The sequence below is a fragment of the Actinoplanes sp. CA-030573 genome, assembly GCF_050951115.1.
Classification (GTDB): Bacteria; Actinomycetota; Actinomycetes; order Mycobacteriales; family Micromonosporaceae; genus Actinoplanes.
The window spans coordinates 2,313,108-2,332,263 of sequence record NZ_CP192038.1 but is presented as its reverse complement, the minus strand read 5'-3'; the positions used below and the strand labels follow the sequence as shown (position 1 = coordinate 2,332,263).

General features: G+C 69.9%; 16 protein-coding genes and 1 pseudogene. 4 read left to right on the top strand and 13 right to left on the bottom strand.

What is annotated here, in order from left to right; translation table 11 throughout:
* Nucleotides 1–150: 150 nt before the first annotated feature.
* Together mgrA and ACQP2F_RS10910 are read right to left on the bottom strand one after the other, a co-directional pair.
* On the bottom strand, nucleotides 151–1,140 hold the full coding sequence (gene mgrA, locus ACQP2F_RS10915) for an L-glyceraldehyde 3-phosphate reductase (RefSeq protein WP_433307452.1): 990 nt from the start codon (nucleotides 1,138–1,140) through the stop codon (nucleotides 151–153).
* A 40-nt stretch (nucleotides 1,141–1,180) separates the two neighbouring features.
* Nucleotides 1,181–2,026, bottom strand: a complete 846-nt coding sequence (locus ACQP2F_RS10910; protein ID WP_433303039.1) for an aldo/keto reductase — start codon at nucleotides 2,024–2,026, stop codon at nucleotides 1,181–1,183.
* 100 nt (nucleotides 2,027–2,126) lie between these two features.
* Here ACQP2F_RS10910 and ACQP2F_RS10905 point away from each other — a divergent pair, with 100 nt between their 5' ends.
* The gene (locus ACQP2F_RS10905) at nucleotides 2,127–3,014 is read left to right on the top strand and encodes a LysR family transcriptional regulator (RefSeq protein ID WP_433303038.1); all 888 of its coding nucleotides are present in this window, start codon (nucleotides 2,127–2,129) and stop codon (nucleotides 3,012–3,014) included.
* Nucleotides 3,011–3,880 carry an NAD(P)-dependent oxidoreductase gene (locus tag ACQP2F_RS10900; protein WP_433303036.1) on the top strand — a complete coding sequence of 290 codons (870 nt, stop codon included), beginning with the start codon at nucleotides 3,011–3,013 and terminating at the stop codon, nucleotides 3,878–3,880. Before ACQP2F_RS10905 ends, ACQP2F_RS10900 begins: the two co-directional genes overlap by 4 nt.
* Here ACQP2F_RS10900 and ACQP2F_RS10895 read toward each other — a convergent pair.
* The 9 genes and pseudogenes from ACQP2F_RS10895 to murD all read right to left on the bottom strand — a co-directional run.
* Nucleotides 3,877–4,068, bottom strand: a pseudogene (locus ACQP2F_RS10895) (hypothetical protein); the annotation flags it as partial. The gene ACQP2F_RS10900 and the pseudogene ACQP2F_RS10895 sit on opposite strands and share 4 nt — an antisense overlap.
* Before the next feature lie 392 nt (nucleotides 4,069–4,460).
* The gene (locus tag ACQP2F_RS10890; RefSeq protein WP_433303034.1) at nucleotides 4,461–5,387 is read right to left on the bottom strand and encodes a carbohydrate ABC transporter permease; all 927 of its coding nucleotides are present in this window, start codon (nucleotides 5,385–5,387) and stop codon (nucleotides 4,461–4,463) included.
* Between the two features lie 15 nt (nucleotides 5,388–5,402).
* Nucleotides 5,403–6,308, bottom strand: a complete 906-nt coding sequence (locus ACQP2F_RS10885) for a carbohydrate ABC transporter permease (RefSeq protein WP_433303032.1) — start codon at nucleotides 6,306–6,308, stop codon at nucleotides 5,403–5,405.
* Between the two features lie 23 nt (nucleotides 6,309–6,331).
* Nucleotides 6,332–7,765 (bottom strand): N-acetylglucosamine/diacetylchitobiose ABC transporter substrate-binding protein, encoded by a 1,434-nt coding sequence (gene ngcE / locus ACQP2F_RS10880; protein WP_433303030.1) that lies wholly within the window; start codon nucleotides 7,763–7,765, stop codon nucleotides 6,332–6,334.
* 40 nt (nucleotides 7,766–7,805) lie between these two features.
* Nucleotides 7,806–8,705: a carbohydrate ABC transporter permease gene (locus ACQP2F_RS10875; protein ID WP_433303028.1), complete on the bottom strand. Its 900-nt coding sequence runs from the start codon at nucleotides 8,703–8,705 to the stop codon at nucleotides 7,806–7,808.
* Nucleotides 8,705–9,685: a carbohydrate ABC transporter permease gene (locus ACQP2F_RS10870; protein WP_433303026.1), complete on the bottom strand. Its 981-nt coding sequence runs from the start codon at nucleotides 9,683–9,685 to the stop codon at nucleotides 8,705–8,707. Before ACQP2F_RS10870 ends, ACQP2F_RS10875 begins: the two co-directional genes overlap by 1 nt.
* A 67-nt stretch (nucleotides 9,686–9,752) precedes the next feature.
* The gene (locus ACQP2F_RS10865; protein WP_433303024.1) at nucleotides 9,753–11,066 is read right to left on the bottom strand and encodes an extracellular solute-binding protein; all 1,314 of its coding nucleotides are present in this window, start codon (nucleotides 11,064–11,066) and stop codon (nucleotides 9,753–9,755) included.
* A 33-nt stretch (nucleotides 11,067–11,099) separates the two neighbouring features.
* Nucleotides 11,100–12,053, bottom strand: a complete 954-nt coding sequence (locus tag ACQP2F_RS10860; RefSeq protein WP_433303022.1) for a MurR/RpiR family transcriptional regulator — start codon at nucleotides 12,051–12,053, stop codon at nucleotides 11,100–11,102.
* 667 nt (nucleotides 12,054–12,720) lie between these two features.
* Nucleotides 12,721–14,067, bottom strand: a complete 1,347-nt coding sequence (murD, locus tag ACQP2F_RS10855) for a UDP-N-acetylmuramoyl-L-alanine--D-glutamate ligase (RefSeq protein ID WP_433303020.1) — start codon at nucleotides 14,065–14,067, stop codon at nucleotides 12,721–12,723.
* 77 nt (nucleotides 14,068–14,144) lie between these two features.
* On the opposite strand from murD, the gene ACQP2F_RS10850 reads away from it, so the two are divergent.
* Nucleotides 14,145–15,434 (top strand): hypothetical protein, encoded by a 1,290-nt coding sequence (locus tag ACQP2F_RS10850; RefSeq protein ID WP_433307451.1) that lies wholly within the window; start codon nucleotides 14,145–14,147, stop codon nucleotides 15,432–15,434.
* A 48-nt stretch (nucleotides 15,435–15,482) separates the two neighbouring features.
* Here ACQP2F_RS10850 and ACQP2F_RS10845 read toward each other — a convergent pair whose 3' ends face one another.
* Nucleotides 15,483–16,253, bottom strand: a complete 771-nt coding sequence (locus ACQP2F_RS10845; protein WP_433307449.1) for a GNAT family N-acetyltransferase — start codon at nucleotides 16,251–16,253, stop codon at nucleotides 15,483–15,485.
* 183 nt (nucleotides 16,254–16,436) lie between these two features.
* Complete coding sequence (locus ACQP2F_RS10840; RefSeq protein WP_433303018.1) at nucleotides 16,437–17,117, bottom strand: TMEM175 family protein; 681 nt, start codon at nucleotides 17,115–17,117, stop codon at nucleotides 16,437–16,439.
* Between the two features lie 160 nt (nucleotides 17,118–17,277).
* Between ACQP2F_RS10840 and ACQP2F_RS10835 the strand changes: the two genes are divergently transcribed.
* A complete protein-coding gene (locus ACQP2F_RS10835; protein ID WP_433303016.1) occupies nucleotides 17,278–19,149 on the top strand; it encodes a globin in 1,872 nt (623 codons plus the stop codon).
* The last annotated feature ends 7 nt before the right edge of the window (nucleotides 19,150–19,156 follow it).

Genomic DNA, 19,156 nt, shown 5'->3' with positions numbered 1-19,156 from the left:
CGGACGCCGATGGTCGCGGTCAGGCGTTTCCTGCCCGCCGCCGCGCTCGCCGCCGGCCTGCCGCTGCCATCCGCCTGGCCGACGAGGGCGTGTGGGACGCCGCGAAGGGCCGCAACCGCCTGGGCGCGACCCTCCGCGTGAGTCAGGGGATCAGACCTCGCTGGACCGGGCCCAGAGGTTGATGCCGGACTCGGTGGCGTACTTGTCGATCTCGGCCAGCTCGTCGTCCGAGAACGACGTGTTGTCCAGCGCCGCCACGTTGTTCTCCAGCTGCTCGACGCTCGAGGCGCCGAGCACGACCGAGGTCATCCGCGGGTCGCGCAGGGTCCAGGCGATCGCCATCTGCGCCAGCGACTGCCCGCGCCGCGCGGCGATGTCGTTGAGCGCGCGGATCTTCTCGAGGTTGTCGGAGGACAGCAGGTCGGTGGACAGCGACTTGTCCTCCGAGGCGCGCGACCCCGACGGGACCCCGCTTAGGTAGCGGTCGGTCAACATCCCCTGGGCCAGCGGCGAGAACCCGATGCACCCGGCGCCGACCTCGGCCAGCGTGTCGAGCAGGCCGTCCTCGATCCAGCGGTTCAGCATCGAGTACGACGGCTGGTGGATCAGCAACGGCGTGCCGAGATCGCGCAGGATCGCCGCGGCCTCGGCCGTCTTGGCCGCCGAATACGACGAAATGCCGACATAAAGCGCCTTGCCGGACTTGACGGCCGACGCCAGCGCGCCCATCGTCTCCTCGATCGGCGTCTCCGGGTCGAACCGGTGCGAGTAGAAGATGTCGACGTAGTCGAGGCCCATCCGCTTCAGCGACTGGTCCAGCGACGCGGTCAGGTACTTGCGGGAGCCGAGGTCGCCGTACGGGCCGGGCCACATGTCGTAGCCGGCCTTGGTCGAGATCACCAGCTCGTCCCGGTACGGACGGAAGTCGGCAGCCAGGTGCCGGCCGAAGTTGGACTCGGCCGACCCGTACGGCGGCCCGTAGTTGTTGGCCAGGTCGAAGTGCGTGATGCCGAGGTTGAACGCACGGCGCAGGATGTCGCGCTGGGTCGCGAACGGCTTGTCGTCGCCGAAGTTGTGCCACAGGCCGAGCGAGACGGCGGGCAGCTTGAGCCCGCTGCGCCCGGTCCGGCGGTACTCCATGGCGTCGTAGCGGGTCGGGTTGAAGGACACGGGATATTCCTTACGGCAGCAGTGCCAGATCGTCGGCGGTCAGCGTGAGGGTGTCGGCCTGGGCCGAATCCTGGATCGACTCGGGGCGGCTGGCGCCCGGGATCGGGATGACGACCGGCGACTTGGACAGGTGCCAGGCCAGGCAGACCCGCTGCGGCGAGACGCCGTACCGCTCCGCGACGGTGGCGAAGCTGCCGCCGAGCTGGTCGGTGCGGCCGATCCCGCCCAGCGGCGACCAGGGCAGGAAGGCGATGCCCAGCTCGTCGCAGAGGGTGAGCTCGGGCCCGGACGAGAGGAACGACGGCGAGAACTGGTTCTGCACCGAGACCAGCCGGCCGCCGAGGATCTCGTTCGCCTCCCGGATCTGCGCCGGGTTGGCGTTGGAGATGCCGGCCATCCGGATCTTGCCGGCGTCGAGCAGGTCGCGGATCGCGCCGACCGAGTCGGCGTACGGCACCTTGGGGTCGGGCCGGTGGAACTGATAGAGGCCGATCGCGTCGACGCCGAGACGCTTGAGCGACGCCTCGCACGCCTCGAACAGGTGCGCCGGCGAGCCGTCCAGGGTCCAGCTGCCGTCGCCCGGCCGCAGGTGGCCGCCCTTGGTCGCGACCAGCACGCCCGACGTGTCGCCGCCGTAGGAGGCGAGCGCCCGGGCGATCAGCGACTCGTTGTGCCCGACCTCGTCGGCGTGGATGTGATACGCGTCGGCGGTGTCGATCAGCGTGACGCCGGCGTCGAGCGCGGCGTGGATGGTGCGGATCGAGCGTTCCTCGTCCGGCCGGCCCTCGATCGACATCGGCATGCCGCCGAGACCGATCGCGCTGACCTGGACGTCGCCGATACGACGGCTTTGCATGAGACCTCCCAGGGAAACCAACGTGTTCTACCCTCGCCGAAGCGGTTCCCCGAGTCCAACAGAAGAAACAGCTCGGATTCAGCACTTACACTTCTGGATCGTGGAGCTGAGGCATCTGGAGTACTTCGTCGCGGTCGCCGAGGAGCGGCATTTCACCCGGGCCGCCGAGCGGATGCGGGTGGCGCAGTCCGGGCTGTCGGCGTCGATCCGGGCGCTGGAGAAGGATCTGAGCGCCGAGCTGTTCGTACGCAACACCCGGCGGGTCGAGCTGACCGACGCCGGGCGGGCGCTGCTGGCCGAGGCGCATCGCACGCTGGCCAGCGCGGCGGCGGCGCGGGACGCGGTGGCGGCGGTGCGCGGCCTGCTGCGCGGCCGCCTGACGGTCGGCTCGGAGCAGTGCCTCGGCGTGATCGATCTGCCGCCGGTGCTGGCATCCTTCCGGCGGGCGCATCCGGGGGTGGAGATCCGGTTGCGGTACGCGGGATCCGGCCACATCGTCGAGCAGGTCCGGCTGGGGCGGCTCAACGCCGGGTTCGTCGCGTTTCCCGGTCCGGCGCCCGACGGCGTACGGCTGATGCCGCTCGCCACCGAGCCGATGATGCTCCTGTGCCATGCCGCCCACCCGCTCGCCGATCTCGACGCGGTCGGGGTGGACGAGCTCGCCGGTGCGGACTTCGTCGACTTCAGCGCCGACTGGGGCGCCCGCCGGGTCAACGACCAGGCCTTCGCCCGCGCCGGCACCGACCGCCGCATCTGCGTCGAGGTCAACGACGTGCACACCCTGCTCGACTTCGTGCACCAGGGGCTGGGCGTCGCGCTGGTGCCGGCCCCGGTCACCCGCAAGCCGCACGCGAAGGGCCTGCACGCGGCGCCCCTGAAGATCGACGACGCCTCGTGGCGGGTGTCGGTGGCGGTGCCGGCCGCCGGGTCCGGTCCGGCGGCCGAGGAGCTGTTGCGTCTGGCGCTGCCGGGCAAGATGGGTGCATGAGCGAGAATCTGACCGTGGCCGTCCTCGGCGCCGGCATCATGGGCGCCGCGATGGCCCGCAACATCGCCCGAGCCGGTCATTCCGTACGGGTGTGGAACCGCACCCCGGCGAAGGCCCTCGAAACCGGCCTGCCCGTCGCGTCCACGCCCGCCGACGCCGTGCGCGACGCCGACGTGGTGCTGACCATGCTCTACGACGGCGGCACCGTGCGCGAGGTCATCGAACAGGCGGCCCCCGCGCTGCGCCCCGGCGCGGCCTGGATCCAGTCGACCACGTCCTCCCCCGCCGACGTCGCGAAGCTGGCCGCGACCGCCGCCGAGCACGGCGTCGTCTTCTTCGACGCGCCGGTCCTCGGCACCCGGCAGCCGGCCGAGGCCGGGCAGCTGCAGGTGCTGGCGGCGGGCCCGGCCCAGCACCGGGCCGCCGTCCAGCCGATCTTCGACGCGGTCGGCGCCAAGACCGTCTGGACCGGCGACGACGCCGCCGCGGCCTCCGCGACCAAGCTGAAGCTGGTCGCCAACAGCTGGGTGCTGGCCGTCACCCACGGCGCCGCCGAGACGCTGGCCCTGGCCAAGGGCCTGGACGTCGACCCGGCGGCATTCCTGGGCCTGATCGCGGGCGGGCCGCTCGACATGGGCTACCTGCACGCCAAGTCGACCCTGATCCTCGAGGACAAGCTGACCCCGGCCAGCTTCGCCGTCGACACCGCCGAGAAGGACGCCGGCCTGATCGTCGACGCGGCGCAGGACGCGGGCGTCCGGCTCGACGTGGCGGCCGCCGGGCGCGAACGCTTCCGCCGCGCCGCGGCCAAGGGCCACGGCGACGCCGACATGGCCGCTTCCTACTACGCCAGCTTCGACTCCTAGGGCCGGTCCCATCCCCCGCTCCCGCGGCAGCGCGACCCGTCGGCGGCGCGCTGCCGCTCGATGTCGCCCGGCTGCGGCGCCCCGAACAGGCCGAGCAGGCCGGTCACCCACAGCTGCCGGTGCACGAAGCGGCTGGGCCGGACCAGCTTGACGCCCCGGACGGCGGCCAGCTGGAACGCGGCCACCAGCGTGATTAGCCGAGGGCAAGCCGCACGCTCGGAGTGCGCCATAGGGCCGCCGCGGCCGGCGAAGGCAAGACGGGCGCTCCCGCTGCCGCACGAAGCGCATCTCCGCCGTCACTGCCGACGAGCGCAAAAGGACCCGCCGTCACTGCGGGCGAGCGCGAAAGGACCCGCCGTCGCTGCGGACGAGCGCGAAAGGACCCGCCGTCGCTGCCGACGAGCGCGAAAGGACCCGCCGTCGCTGCCGACGAGCGCAAAACGCGCCCGCAGCGCCGCCGGCGCACCCACGGCGCGCCCGCACCCACGCCACCAGCGGACGCAAAACGCGCGCCCGGGCCGTGACGGCGGCGCGGGCGCGCGTTTTGGGCAATCGCCCACCGACCGGTGGGCGGACGCTGTTACTTGACGGCGCCGGCCGTGAGGCCGGCCTGGATCTGGCGCTGGAAGATGGCGTACACGATGATCATGGGCAGGATCGAGAGGGTGAGCGCCGCGAAGAGGGTGGACCACTGCGCGTGGTAGCCGGCCGCGACGCTGATCTGCGCGATGCCCTGGGTGAGCAGCATCTTGTTCTCGGCGCCGGGGCCGCTGATCACGACCACCGGCAGCAGGTACTGGTTCCACTGGCCGACGATGTTGAAGATCGTGATGCTGACCAGGCCGGACCGGGCCATCGGCATCATGATCTGGAAGAACTTGCGGGTGTGCGACGCGCCGTCGACGGTTGCGGCCTCGTCGATCTCGTAGGGCAGCGTCTTGAAGAACGCGGCCAGGAAGAACACCGTGAACGGCAGCGAATAGGCGATATAGACCAACACCAGGCCGGTGTACGTCCCGAGCAGCCCCATGTTCTTGAGGATGTAGAACAGCGGGCCCAGGGCCATGAACGTGGGGAACGCCAGGCCCGACACGAACAGGTAGTAGAAGAACCGGTTGCCCGGGAAGCGGTACCGGGCCAGCACGTAGGCCGCCATCGACCCGAGCAGCATCGTGCCGGCCGTGCTGATGATGACGACGATGACGCTGTTGAAGAAGTACCGGCCGACGTGCGCCTCGCTCCACGCGTCCACGTACGTCTGGAAGGAGAAGCTCTCCGGCAGCGCGAACGGCTTGCCCAGGAAGATCTCGGTGTTGCTCTTGAACGAGGCGAGCACGACCCAGATCAGCGGGCCGGCCGTGGCGAGGGCCCAGAGGATCAGGCCGATGTGCGCGATGCCGGTGAACGCGTTGATGTCGCGCTTGGTGCTGGGCTTGACCCCGGCGCTCTTCTTCGCCTTGGTGTCCGGCACGACGTCCGCGCCGGGGACGCTGGTGAGGTTCGTCATCGCAGGTCCCGCCTCTCAGGCTTCGACGGACTCGCGGCGGGTGACCCTCAGGGTCAGCGCGGCGAAGGTCAGGGTCAGGAAGAACAGCACGACACCGAGCGCGGAGGCGTAACCCACCTGGGAGAACTCGAACGTGTTGCGGTAGATCATCAGGCTCAGCACCGAGGTCGCGCCGTTCGGGCCGCCGCGGTCCACGGTCATAATGTTGACCAGCGCGAACGCGTCGAAGGCGGCGATGCCGAGATAGACCCAGGCGACCTGGATCGTGCCCCACAGCAGCGGGATCGTGATCCGGAAGAACAGCGTGAACCGGGAGGCGCCGTCCAGCGCCGCGGCCTCGTAGATGTCGGCCGAGATCGAGCCCATGCCGGCCGAGAACAGCACCACGTAGAAGCCGATCGCCTGCCAGATCAGCACGGCCAGGATGCAGGCCATCGCGTACCGCTCGTCGGCCAGGAACAGCCACGGCTTCCAGGAGTCCGGGAACAAGCCGTTGATCATGCCGCTCTTGTCCGGCCCGAAGACCCGCTGGAAGATCACGGCGACGATCGCCAGGGCGAGCAGCTGCGGGAAGAAGAAGATGATCCGGTACGCCTTGGAGCCGCGCACGCCCCGGGTCTGTCCGCCCTTGTGCGTGCCGCCCACGTTCAGCAGGAACGCGATCACCAGGGCCACGATCACCGTGATCAGCGGCAGCAGGATCAACAGGAACAGATTGTGCCGCAGCGACTTCCAGAACAGGTCGTCGTGCCACAGCTTCTGGAAGTTCTCGAGCCCGACGTACTTGATCGCGCCGAAGCCGGACCAGTTGGTGAAGGACAGCTGGAAGGCCTGGATGTACGCCGCGACCACGAAGGTGGCGTAGAGCGCCACGGGCACGACAAGGAAGCCGATGATGAAGGGATACTTGCCGTGCCGCATGGCGTTCTACCTACCTTGCTAACTCAGCTGCGGGTGAACTTGGTGATGGAGGAGTCCTTGGCGACCGCCTGGGAAGCCGCCTCCATCCGCTCGCAGAACTTCTTGGCGTCGCCACCCTTGAACATCAGGTCGTTGGCGGCCGCGCGGGACTCGTCGTCGAGCTTCTTGTACCAGGTGTCGAACAGGTAGCCCATGAACACGTCCTTGCCGGCCTTGCCCAGGAGGTCGTTGGCGCTGGTCAGACCGGGAGAGATGGTCTGACCGTCGGCCGCGCCCGCCACCACCGTAAGCGACTTGGTGAGCTTGGTGAAGCCCAGCGCCGCCTCCTTCGACAGCATGCCGCGGATGTACTCCTTGCCGCCCTGCGGGTTCTTGCCCTTGGCCGCCGCGAAGTAGATCTCGCCGGCCGCCGCGTTGATGGCGGTCGCCGGGAGCTGGTCCGAGGTGGTCACGCTCGGGTACGCGGCCACCGCGTACTCGAAGGTCGGCGGGGTGTCCTTGGCCTGCTCGTTCTCGAGCCAGGAGCCGCAGGGGTAGAAGGCCAGCTTGTCCTGGTCCTGCTGGAGCTGGACCTCGGTGTGACGCAGACCCAGGTAGGTCTTGTTGATGTACTTGTTGCCGATCTCGCCCCAGGCCTGGGCGGCCTTCATGATCGGGTCGGCCGTCCACGCGCCCGGCTTCAGGTTGTCGATGTCCTTGAGCGCCTGCTCGGTGCCGATCTTGGCGGCGCTGGTGAGCAGGGCGCGGACCATGTAGTACGACGCGTTGGCGCCGGCGAAGCCGAACGGCGTGATGCCGGCCGCCTTGATCTTGTCGCACAGGGCGGTGAAGTCGGCCCACGTGGTCGGGATCGTCCAGCCCTTCGAGTCGAAGAGCTTCTTGTTGTACCAGAGGCCGAAGACGGTGAACGAGTAGTTCATCGCGTACGGCTTGCCGTCGTACGAGCCCTGCTCGACCGCGCCCGGCACCAGCGTCTCGGCGACGGTCTTGCCGGCCACGTCCCAGGACGGCGCCGCGAACAGGTCGGTCAGGTCGGCCGCCTGGCCGGCCTTCACGATCGCGCCGAAGTCCATCAGCTTCGAGCCCGAGTTGTTGATCATGTCCGGCGGGTTGCCGGCGTTGATCCGGGGCTGGACGACCGTCGAGATCTCCTCGGTGGCCGAGTAGGTCACCTTGGCGTCCGGCCACTTCTTGTTGAACAGCGGGGTGTCCACGTCGGTGGCGTAGGCGGTGCCCAGGCCGCCGTTGAAGATGATGATCTCGACGCCCGCCTTGGGGTCGATACCCAGCGGGTTCTCCGCGGACTTCGTGCCGGTCGACTGGGTCTGCTTGTTGTCGTCACCACCGCCGACACAGGCGCTCAGCATGCCCACCGCGGGGGTGGCCATCAGACCGACGGCGGCCGCGCGGCGCAGCAGCGTACGACGGTCGACCTCGGCCTTGAATATCTCGCTCACAGCATCTCCTCAGTGCTTGTGCTCTCTTGTGTGGAACCGATCAGCCCTTCACCGCTCCGGCCGTGAGACCGGTGGCGATGTTGCGTTGGATGATCAAGAAGAAGACCACCACCGGGATGGAGGTGATGATCGCACCGGCCATGAGAGGACCCCAGGCGGTACCGCGGGTTGTCTGGTTCTGCAGCAGCCACGCCATCAGGTTCTGCTTGGCCGGGCTGTTGAGCGTGTTGATGATGATGAACTCGTTCCAGGCCTGGATGAACCCGTAGACGCTGGTTGCCACGAGGCCGGGACCGGTCAGCGGAAGGATGATGCGCCAGAACACCTGCCCACGCGTGCAGCCGTCGATGAGGGCCGCCTCGTCGAGCTCACGGGGAATCCCGGAGATGAAGCCTCGAAGGGTCCACACGGTGTACGGCAAGATCAGGACCAAGTAGGTGATACTCACACCTACCAGACTGTTGGTCAAGTGCACGCTCTGGAGCATCAGGAACAGCGGAATGATGAGCGCGAGCAGCGGCACCAGCTGGACGCCGAGGATCACCAGGATGATCGCCTTGCGGCCGTAGAAGCCGAACCGGGCGATCGCCAGCGCCGCCAGGAAGCCGACCACCAGCGCGCCGGCCACCGCCAGCAGCGTGACGATCAGGCCGTTGAGCATGTCCTGCAGGAACAGCGGCGCCTTGAAGGCCGAGGTGAAGTTGGCCAGCGTCGGGTTCTTCGGCAGGAACGTCGGCGTCAGGGCCAGCACCTCGTCGGCCGGCTTGAACGCCGTGTTGAGCACCCAGTACACCGGGAACAGCATCAACAGCGAGAAGACGATGCCGGTCGTGTTGGCGGCGATCGTGCCGGCGCGGCTGCGGCCGACGGTCATCACGCCGTCGTCGGGACGGCGCCTGCTCTTGCGGACCGGGGGCGCGCCCGGGGTCGTGGCGACCATCAGTCCACCTCCCCGATCTTGAACATCTGCCGGATGTAGAACGCCATCACGCCGAGCATGAGCAGCACGGTGATCACCGAGATGGCGGAGCCGAGGCTGTACAGCGACTTACCGAAGGCCTGCGTGTACGCGTACGTGGCCAAGGTCTGGAACTGGGGTTCGGGGTGGCCGTCGCGCAGCGCCCAGTTCTGGGTGAACAGGCCGAAGTCCCAGATGACCGACAGCGTGGTCACGATCGTCAGCAGCGGCTTGAGAATCGGGAGCGTGATGTTGCGCAGGGTCTGCCAGGACGACGCGCCGTCGACCGTGGCGGCCTCGATGAGCTCCTTCGGCACCTGCGTGAGCCCGGCGTTGAGGGTGATCGCGAGGAACGGGATGCCGGCCCAGACCACCAGCGTGGTGATCACCGACCAGCCCTGCCACGGGTTCACGAACCAGCTGTGGTTCTGGTAGTTCACCCCGGGCAGCTTGTCGATCAGGTAGTTCAGGACCCCGAAGTCGGAGTCGGTGATCCAGCGGAACGCCTGGGCGGCCACCAGCTGGGGCATCGCCCACACGAACATCATCGCGACGATCATCAGCATGCGTACGCCGCGGGCGACCCGCCGCATCAGCAGTGCGATGCCGAGGCCGATCACCACCGAGATGATCACGGTGATGACGGTGAACGCGACGGTACGGCCGACGACCGTCCAGAAGGCGGAGTCCGTGAGGATCTTGGTGTACTGGTCGAGGCCGACCCAGGGAGGCGTACGGCCGCTGAGCAGCTCGCGCAGCCGCATGTTCTGGAAGGACAGCACGACCATCCGCACCAGCGGATAGCCGAGGAGGCCGGCGAGCAGGAGCAGAGTGGGGATGGAGAGCAGCCACGGCAGGCCTGAGCTCTCGCGGCGGCGGCGCACCCGGGACGCACGGCCGGGCGCCCGGTGCGGAGTGGACCCGCCCGTCCGGCGGGTCGTCGGGGTCTCGACGACGGACATCAACAATCCTTTTCGCTTCGCTGCCGCCCGCCCCCGGTGAGGGGAGCGGGCGGCCGCATCGAGGGAGTCAGCTCTCGTTGAGCGTGGTGTTGATCTGGTCGTCGGCCCACTTGGCGCCGTCGGCCACCGACTTCTTGCCGGTCAGGATGTCGGTGAGCATCGTCTGCAGGATGTTGCCCTTCTCGACGTCCGCCCACTTCTCCGCGTTCGGCGTGAACCAGCTGCTCTTCGCGGCCAGCGCGGCCGGCGCGATCGACGGGTTGTCAGTGGCCGCCTTGTCCAGCAGCGCCGTCGAGTTCGGCAGCGCGTTGGCCTTGATCAGGCCGGCCATCGAGGTGCTGTCGGTGAAGTACTTGATCCACTGAGCGGCGAGCTCCTTGTTCTGGCTCTTCGCCGCCACGCCCAGGTTCGAGCCACCGAGGAAGGACGGGACGTCGGGCATCGGCGCGGCGGCCAGCTTGCCCTTGACCTTGGTGTCGACCAGCGGGGAGTTCGGGTCGTTCGGGTCCTTCTTGATCTGCTCGGCCGCACCCTGCTCCCAGGCGTTGCCGTAGAACATGCCCGCCTGGCCCTGCGCGAAGATGCCGGCCTGGTCGTTCTCGTTCTTGGTGACGTCGGCCTTCGAGTACTTCTTGACCATGTCGACCCAGCGCTGCAGGCCCTGGATCGAGGCCGGCTGCGACAGCTGGCTGACCCACTTGTCGCCGTCCTGCTTGGCGATGTCGCCGCCGGTCGACTTGACCCAGGACATCGCCGCGTACCAGTACTGGCCCGGCATGTAGACGGCGCCGAACTTGGCGTCCGACTTCTGGGCGGTCTGGAGCTTGTCGGCGTCGGCGAGGAACTCGTCGTACGACTTCGGGGCGGCCGCGATGCCGGCCTTCTTGAACAGGTCGGTGCGGTAGATCAGCACCCGGGCGCCGGCGTAGTAGGGCACGCAGTAGGTCTGGCCCTCGAAGTCGCAGGCGCCCTTGAGGCCGGCCAGCCAGGTGCCCGAGTTCTCGTAGTCGGCCGGGTTGATCGCCGCGAACGCCTGCGAGAACACGTACTTCGGGAACTCGGTGTTGCCGAGCTCGATCACGTCCGGCACGTCCGAGCCGGCCAGGGTCGCGTCGAGCTTGGTCAGGTGGTTGGCCCACTGCTGGTACTCGACGGTGACCTGAGCGCCGGTCGCGTCGGTGAACCGCTTGCTGGCGTCGTCGACAACGCCCTTCCACGCGCTCTGCGCGTCGACCATGAGCCAGACCTTGATGGTCTTGCCCTTGCCGTCGACCGGGCCGGAAGCGGACGTCGTGGGGGAGTCATCGGTGTTGGAACCGCACGCTGCGGCGCCGAGCAGCGTAGCGGCCATAGCCGCGGCTGCCACGAACTTGCGCTTCACGCTTCCTCCATTGTTTTCGGTATTCGAGGGGATTTAAGGGGTGGTTCCGTCCTTGGCGGCCTTGTGACCGTGGACGGCTTGCGCGGTGCGTTGGAAGGCCGCGTGCGAACGTTCGTGGGTCCGCTGCGCGACCGCGACATAGAGAAGGTCGAGGACGACCAGCTGCGGGTGCCGGGCGCTGAGCGCGTCCGGCCGGAAGGTCGTCGCCTGGGTGGCGGTGAGCAGGACGATGTCGGCGAGCTCGGCCAGCGGCGAGCGGGGAAAGCTGGTCAGCGCGATCGTGGTCGCTCCCCGGCTGCTCGCCTCGGCCAGGAGCTCGATCGTCTCGCCGGTCTCCCCCGAGTGGGAGATGCCCAGCGCGACGTCGCCGGGGCGGGACAGCGCGGCGCTGGCCAGCCCGTTGTGCACGTCCGTCCAGGCCCACACCGGCACGCCGATGCGGTGCAGGCTGAACTGCATCTCCTCGCCGACCAGCGCGCTGCCGCTGGCGCCGAAGATGTTGACCCGGCGCGCCGACGCGATCGCCGTCGCGGCCCGCTCCACCTCGGCGAGGTCGAGCAGCGCGGCGGTGTCGTGCATGGCCCGGGTGTCGGCCGCCATGATCTGCCCGAGAACCCGCTCGAGCGGATCGCTGGGCTGGATCTCGCGGCCGATGTCCACCGTCCAGCCGGCGGAGCGCGCCCGGCCGGTCTCGGCGGCGATGCCCAGCCGCAGATCGGCGTAGCCGTCGAAGCCGAGCGCGCGGCAGAACCGGGTGACGGTGGCCGGTGACGTGCCGCTGCGCTCGGCGAGCTCGACGATGGTGGCGCGGGAAGCCGCCGCCGGGTCGGTGAGCACCTGCTCGGCCACCCGCCGCAGCGCACCGGTGAACTCCGGCAGCAGCGAGCGGACCCGCAGCAGGACACCGTCCGACGGCTGGCCCTGATCGGCGACCAGGGAGTCGACAACCGCGGTCGCCGCGGCGCCGTCCATCTCTGGCTCGCTCATTGGCCACCCTTTCAGGAAGGACTGTTTACTGTCGCGGTAAAAGTTCTTACTAACCGCCCCCCTGTGTCAAGGCCGTGGGCGAAGTTTTCAAACCGTTACCTGACCTGCGCCGATGAACGCGCGTTACAGCGCCACCACTTGACCGCCATCGATCCGGAAATGTTCTTTACGGCGTGACCGCCATCACATGCAGGTGTTTGCCCGGTTTTGTCCTCGCTGGTTCGGCCGCCCAGCCGCCCCCGTTCGGCCGATGCCACTTGGGCCGAAGGGCTGATCTCTCGATGGGTTCGAAACACCGCCGCAACCGCCGGAAACAAGATCAAAAGATTTACCGCGCCGGGGTGGGTGCGCTCCCATCGATCGCGGCGAGCCGGGGCGCGCGGGCTCGCCGGCTGTTTCGTCGCTGGTCAACCCGCCCTCGCCGAGGGTCCTGCCGCGGGGTCGCGGGCGGGTGGGGCCGAGGGGTGGATGGCGGGTGGACGTGCGGTCGGGTGTTCCAAAAACGCGCCGGCGCACACGCTCGAACGCCGGATTCACCGTCGCGGAACCGTCCGCGTGGAGGACTCGCCCGACCGCGGGTCACGGCGGGTCCCGGGCACGACGGCTAAGGCATCCTAGGAGGCTAGGTTTCTTGGGTTGCGGAGCAGGGATGGCGGGACGGCGGAAGCTACGCGGACTCGCGGATGGCGGCGGCGAAAGCCTCGGAGCGGTGCTCGAAATTGCGGTACCGGCCGTAGCTCGGCGCGGCCGGTGACAGCAGCACCACGCCGCCCTTCGGGGTCAGGTCGCGGGCCAGCCGCACCGCGGCCGGGAGATCTTCGGCGTTCTCCAGGCGGATCCTCTCGAGCCCCTCCAGGGCCTCCAGGATGCGGGGACCGGAGTCGGGGATGCCGATCACGGTGAGTTCACGGGACGTCAGGAACTCACGTAGCGGTGCGTAGTCGAGCCCGCGATCGGTGCCCCCCACGAGCACGGTCAGCGGCCGGCTCGCGTACGCCTCGATCGCGTGCATGGCCGAGTACGGGCTGGTGGACAGTGTGTCGTCGACGAAGGTCAGCCCGGACGGGTCCTCGATCTCGGCCAAGCGGTGCGGCAGGCCCTCGAACGACTCGACCGCGGCCTGCAGCTCGTCCTTCATGCCCGGCACGTCGACGCCCAGGCCGTCCAGCACGGCCAGCGCGACGCACAGGTTGCGGCCGTTGTGCGCGCCCTTCAGGTGCAGGGCCTCGCGGTGGAACAGCGGCGCGTCCGAGCAGTACACCCACTCGTCGGAGACACGGAACCGGGAGTCGTCGGCGCCGGCCGGGATCGGCGGGAAGCCGTTCAGGTCGCAGATCCCGCGGATCTCGTCGCGCAGGCGAAGGTCGGCGCCGTTCACGACGATCATCTCGGGGCCGTGGCGCAGCAGGTTGAGCTTGTCGCGGTAGTACTCCCGCTCGCCGCCGTGCGCGTCGAGGTGCTCGGGGAACAGCGACGTCACCACGGCCACCCGCGGCGAGTCGGTCAGGTCGGCGCACTGATAGCTGGACAGCTCCAGCACGTACTGCGCGGCGGTCGGCAGGTCGAGCAGCGGCACCCCGATGTTCCCGCCGAAGACGTTCGGGCGGCCGACGGCCGACAGCAGATGGCTGATCAGGCTCGAGGTGGTGCTCTTGCCCTTGCTGCCGGTGACGCCGATGGTTCGCGCTGCGTGATCGGCCATCCAGAGGGCACTCCCGCCGGTGATGGTGACGCCGCGGTCGCGGAGCTCCTTCATCCACGGGTGGGTCTGCGGCACGCCGGGCGAGCGGACCACCACGTCGGCCGTGGCCAGGGCCGGGAACGCGTGGTCGCCGCCGGCCAGCGGCGCCACCGAGGCGAGCTCGTCCCACGGCACGGAGAGGAAGTTCGCGCTGTCGTCGACGGCGATCAGCCGGGACGGCTTGTGCGGCGCGATCGCGTTCACCGCGGCCCGGCCTTCCCGCCCGGTCCCCCACACCGCCACCGACCGGCCGCTCAGGTCTGCCAGACGCACGTCGAACCCTCCTCGTCGAGTCGAACTAGTATTGCCGGTCGGCCACAAGACAGGAGTTCCGGGTGCAGTTCGACGTCATGCGCTTCCCCTCGTACGCGTTCGACCCGCAGACCGGCGTCGCGACGTTCGACTACCTGCTCGACGGCCCCGAGCCCCTGGCCTTCACCGAGACGATCACCTTCCCCGTTTCGCAGAACCCCGCCCCCGCCGCGTTCCACCGCGTGCTCGATCTCCTGCACGTGGTCGCCGGCGTGAGCTACTACAAGGTCGGCGCCCCGGCGCGCGTCGTCGCACCGAAGCCGGTCCCGCGGGAGGCGGCCGACTTCTTCACCGCGATCTACACCCACGGCATGGCCGAGTACGCGTACCGGAACCGCCTTGCTCATGTTCTTGATCTCGTGGTCGAGGTTCCCGCGGAAGAGAGCACCCGGCCCGAGAAGACGGACAACTCGCAGGGCCGGCCGTTGTCCGCGGTCGGCGGCGGCAAGGACTCGATCGTCACCCTGGAGATCCTGCGGGCGGCCGGCCTCGACCCCGTCCCGTTCTCGGTGAACCCGAACAAGGTGATCGTCGAGGTCAACGAAGCCTCCGGCCTGCCCGCCCTCGCCGCCCGCCGCCGGCTCGACCCGCGGCTGTTCGAGCTCAACAAGGCCGGCGCGCTGAACGGGCACATCCCGGTCACCGCGATCAACTCGCTGATCGCGATCGCCACCGCGGCCTGGCACGGGCTCGGTCCGGTGGTGATGTCGAACGAGCGCTCGGCCAGCGACCCCAACCTGATCTGGAACGGTCACGAGATCAACCACCAGTGGTCGAAGGGAGTGGTGGCCGAGGGCCTGCTGCGGGATGCCGTCATCGCCCACGCGGGGCTGACGGAGCCGTACTTCTCCCTCCTGAGGTCGTTGTCGGAGCTGCACATCGCCCAGCTGTTCGCCCGGCACGACGCCTACGACGACGTGGTGACCAGCTGCAACAAGGCGTTCAAGCTGCACGACCCGACCGCCCGCTGGTGCGGCGACTGCCCGAAGTGCCGGTTCGTCTTCCTGGCCATGGCGCCGGCCATGGAACGCGCCCGCCTCACGCACATTTTCGGTCACGACCTCTTCGCCGACGAGACGCAGATCCCGGGCTTCCTGGAGCTGCTCGGCATCGACGCGCACAAGCCGTTCGAGTGCGTCGGCGAGGTCGAGGAGTCGCTGGTCGCGCTCTCGATGCTCACCGACGACGCACCCGTGCTGGTCGCCCTGCGCGCGGCGGTGCCACCCACGGCCTGGGCGGCGGCGTCACGCGAGGCGGTGCTCACTCCGGGCGGACCCCACTTCATTCCCGGCCCGTACGCGAAGATCCTCGACGCCTCGATCTCCTGACCGCCGGAATCGCCGCCGGGTGAGCACCGCACCGCGGTCCGGCAACGGTTACGCCGCCGCGCCGTCCTTGGCGATGTAGACGCGCTTGCCGGTGGGCCGGTAGCCGATCCGCTCGTAGATCCGCCACGAGTCCGGCCCCGAGGCCTCGAGCCACGCGATCCCGGCGCCGCCCGCGAACAGCAGGCGGGTCACCTCGGCGGTGACGGCGGCCGCGATCCCCCGGCGGCGCCAGGCGGGCCGCACCGCGATGCCGGCGACCTCGCTGACCCCGTCATGCGGCGGCACCGCCTGACCGCCCCCGGCGCACTCGCCGCCGGGGGTGACGGCGACGACCGCGATGCCGCCCTTGGCGCGCAGGCGGCGCATCCGGGCGATGTCGGCGGGCGGCGCCACCGCCTGCGGCTCGCCCGAGAACCCCTCGTGCTGGGCGCGCACCATTCCGGCGAAGTCCTCGTCGGACGCCGCCGCGCGAATGGCGAAACCGTCGGGTGCGGGCGGGATCGACAGCGTTTCCGGGATGCAGACCAGATATTCGTGGCGTTCCTCGACGGTGAATCCGGCCTCGAGCAGGAGCCGTTCGAGATCGGGGGCGGTGCTCGTCACGTACTCGAGCCGGGGTTGCCGTTCCGCCCGGTGGAAAGCGGACACCAGATCGGCGACATCCGATGCGGTGATGACCGAGCCCGGACGGGGCGTGGCGTAGTTGATGCCGGGACTCGGTGTGCCCGGATCGACGCCGATGACGAACGGGCCGGTCTCGATCGGCGCGGGACGGCCGGAGAGGTTGGCGACGACGGATTCCTGGATGCGGGCATCCACGTTCAAGACAAGACCTCGATGCATGAGAAAGGAAGAACTGACGGAGACGAACGGAAAACGTCCGGCCGCCGTGCGCCCCTTCGGAGCTCAGGCGGCCAGCAGGCCGGCCCGAATCATTGGCGTCATTCCCTCATGCCGAGTAGGTGCTGCCGCTTCGTTTGCGTGGGTGCAGCCGGGAAAGCGTTACAAATGATCGCCGGAACTGTCAACCGGATGCCGCCGCCGGCGGGCGTCGATGCGGCGCCGGGCGAGCGCGGTGACGATCGGGGCGAGGATCCAGAGGTCGAACGCGTAGTCGGACGCGAAGAACGAGACCGGGATGCTGATCAGGAAGCCGGCCGCCTGCGCGCCCGCACCCCAGTAGGCGTTGGCGAACCGGTGCGGCGGGGTGTCGTCGCGGTACAGCTTCTGCCGCTGGATGACCAGCACCATCGACAGGAAGACGATGCCGGCGACCGCCTGGATGCCGGCGTAGATGCCGATGCGCAGCTGGATGGCGCCGTCGCCGGTGCTCAGCAGCTTGGTGGCGAACGGCGTTATCACGATCGTGAGCAGCCACAGCAGGCTGAGCAGCGTCATGCCCCGGCCCAGGCGGGTGACGTACCGGAAGATGCGGTGATGTGCCGCCCAGTGCATGGCGATCACGTAGAAGCTGATCAGGAACGCCAGGTACTCCTGCCGGCCCTCGCGCAGGGCGTCCCACAGCTGGGCGTTGGTCCGGATGTCCGCGCTCTCGGGAACGGGCAGCTCCAGGGCGAGCAGCGTGATCGCGATGGCGATCACGGCGTCGGCGAAGAAGGTCATCCGCTCGGCGGCGACGGCGCGGGGGTCCGGCTCTCCCGCATCCACGGTCGTCTCACTCATGGCTGAGCAGCCTAAGCATCACGGTGGATCGGTGATCAGCGAGGGACCGCGCGCCGGCCGGCGCGCTCCGTGTTGGGCTGATGACATCCCGGCGGTGACGGGGAGGACGGGGCAGTACGGTTGTACTGTTCGCGTGATCCGCTGGAGCGGGGGTGTGGCTGTGTCGTCCGGATCGAGCTCGGGTTCGGGGGCGGACCCGCACCTGCTGGCGTTGCTGCGCGCCATCCGGCTGCGGCAGGCGGCTCCCGACGCGGTGGCCGCCGGTGTCGCCGACGCGGCTGCCGCCCTGACCCAGGGTGGCGAGGGCGGCGGGCGGCAGCGAAGGCCCGACGAGCTGCCTCCGGGCGAGCCGGCCCCGGGCGGGCCTCTCCCGGGCGCACTTCCGCCGGGCGAGCGACACGCGGCTTTGCCGGCCGGCCCGGAGGGCGAGCGGGCGCTGATGCCCCGGCCCGGGTGGGCGGTGAGCCCGGCGCCGGAGATCGGCGTCGAAGCGGCGGGCGTCGAGGCCGCTGATCCCGAGGCCGCTGATCCCGGCGCCGAGATCGAGGCCGAGATCGAGGCCGCGCCGACGACCGATGATGCTCGGCTGCGAAGGCAGGCGGCGGGCTTTTTCGGCACCGGACGCCCGGCCGACCTGGCGCCCGCACCCCCGGCCGATCTCGCGCCGCCCGCACCCCCCACCGGCCCCCTGCCCGCCGCCGAGCGGGCGGACCGGCTCTTCCGCAATCGCTTCACGGGCCTGCCTCTGCGGCGCGGCCCGGAAACGGAGAACACCATCGCACGCCCCCTCTGGGCCTCGGCCGACCAGCCCGGCGCCGAGACCACCGCACCCCACCTGCCCGGCATGCGGATCTCGCCGCCGATGGTCGCCTCCCCCGGGCGCTCGCCGTCGGCCGACGGCATGGATCCGGCCGACGAGGCCCTGCTGCGGCAGACCAAGCGACTGCTCGGCACCAGCCTCGTGCACGCGGGCGGGCCCGAGCACGTGGCCGAACGCTTCCACGCGGCGCTCCTGCAGGCCGATCCGGAGTTGCCGGCGGCCCTGCCGGGGGACGCGTCGGTGCGGACCGGGCGGCTCGCCGACGGGCTCGTCTGGCTGGTCGAGCACCTCGACGATCCGCCCGCGCTGGTCGGCGGGTGCGCGCAGCTGGGCGCGGCGCTGGCCGAGTGCGGCGTGGCGCCGGAGCGGTTGCGGCTGGTGGGCGCGGCGCTGGCCGAGGCGATCCGGGCCGGCACGCCGGCCGGCGAGTGGGGCGAGGAGCTCGATCTCGCGTGGCGGTCGACCTGGCAGCACGCGTACGAGTGGATCCGGCACGGCGCGACGACGGCCGACCGTGAGCCGGTCACCTGGGCCGCGACGGTGGTCTCGCACGAGCTCCGGCGCCCCGACCTCGCGGTGGTGCGGCTGCGGCCGTACCTGCCGATGCCCTTCCGCCCGGGTCAGTACGCCCGGATCGAGGTTCGCGAGCTGCCGGGCATCTGGCGGCCCTACTCGCTGGCGGGCGCGCCCCGCCGGGACGACGTGATCGAGCTGCACGTGCGGGCCAAGACGCACTCGGGGGTGAGCGGGACGCTGGTCTACCGCACCCGGGCCGGCGACCAGGTGCGGCTGAGCCGGGCCGAGGGCGAGATGGGCCTGCCCGAGAGCCCGGACCGGAACGTGCTGATGATCGCCGGTGACACGGGCGTGGCGCCGCTCAAGGCGCTGCTGCGGGAACTGGCCGACACCGGCGACCCGCGCTCGGCGGTGCTCTTCTGGGGCGTACGCAATCTGGCCGAGCTCTACGACATCGAGGAGATCGCCGAGATCGCCCGTTCCGCCAAGCGCGCCACCGTGGTGCCGGTGGTCTCCGAGGGCGACCCCGGACCGTACGCGTCCGGCCTGGTCACCGACGCCGTCGCCGCCTACGGCGAGTGGTCCCGCCACGAGGTCTACCTGGCCGGTCCCCCGCTCATGCTCGCCGCCACCAGCGCCGCCCTGCACCAGCTCGGCGTCGCCCCGGAGCACATCCATCACGACGCACCGGAGTAAACCGGGC

Bases quoted from the DNA above. Each gene is read 5' to 3' on its own strand.
- mgrA (WP_433307452.1), bottom strand. From the start codon at position 1,140: ATGGAGTACCGCCGGACCGGGCGCAGCGGGCTCAAGCTGCCCGCCGTC.
- ACQP2F_RS10910 (WP_433303039.1), bottom strand. From the start codon at position 2,026: ATGCAAAGCCGTCGTATCGGCGACGTCCAGGTCAGCGCGATCGGTCTC.
- ACQP2F_RS10900 (WP_433303036.1), top strand. From the start codon at position 3,011: ATGAGCGAGAATCTGACCGTGGCCGTCCTCGGCGCCGGCATCATGGGC.
- ACQP2F_RS10890 (WP_433303034.1), bottom strand. From the start codon at position 5,387: ATGACGAACCTCACCAGCGTCCCCGGCGCGGACGTCGTGCCGGACACC.
- ACQP2F_RS10885 (WP_433303032.1), bottom strand. From the start codon at position 6,308: ATGCGGCACGGCAAGTATCCCTTCATCATCGGCTTCCTTGTCGTGCCC.
- ACQP2F_RS10875 (WP_433303028.1), bottom strand. From the start codon at position 8,705: ATGGTCGCCACGACCCCGGGCGCGCCCCCGGTCCGCAAGAGCAGGCGC.
- ACQP2F_RS10870 (WP_433303026.1), bottom strand. From the start codon at position 9,685: ATGTCCGTCGTCGAGACCCCGACGACCCGCCGGACGGGCGGGTCCACT.
- ACQP2F_RS10860 (WP_433303022.1), bottom strand. From the start codon at position 12,053: ATGAGCGAGCCAGAGATGGACGGCGCCGCGGCGACCGCGGTTGTCGAC.
- ACQP2F_RS10850 (WP_433307451.1), top strand. From the start codon at position 14,145: ATGCGCTTCCCCTCGTACGCGTTCGACCCGCAGACCGGCGTCGCGACG.
- ACQP2F_RS10840 (WP_433303018.1), bottom strand. From the start codon at position 17,117: ATGAGTGAGACGACCGTGGATGCGGGAGAGCCGGACCCCCGCGCCGTC.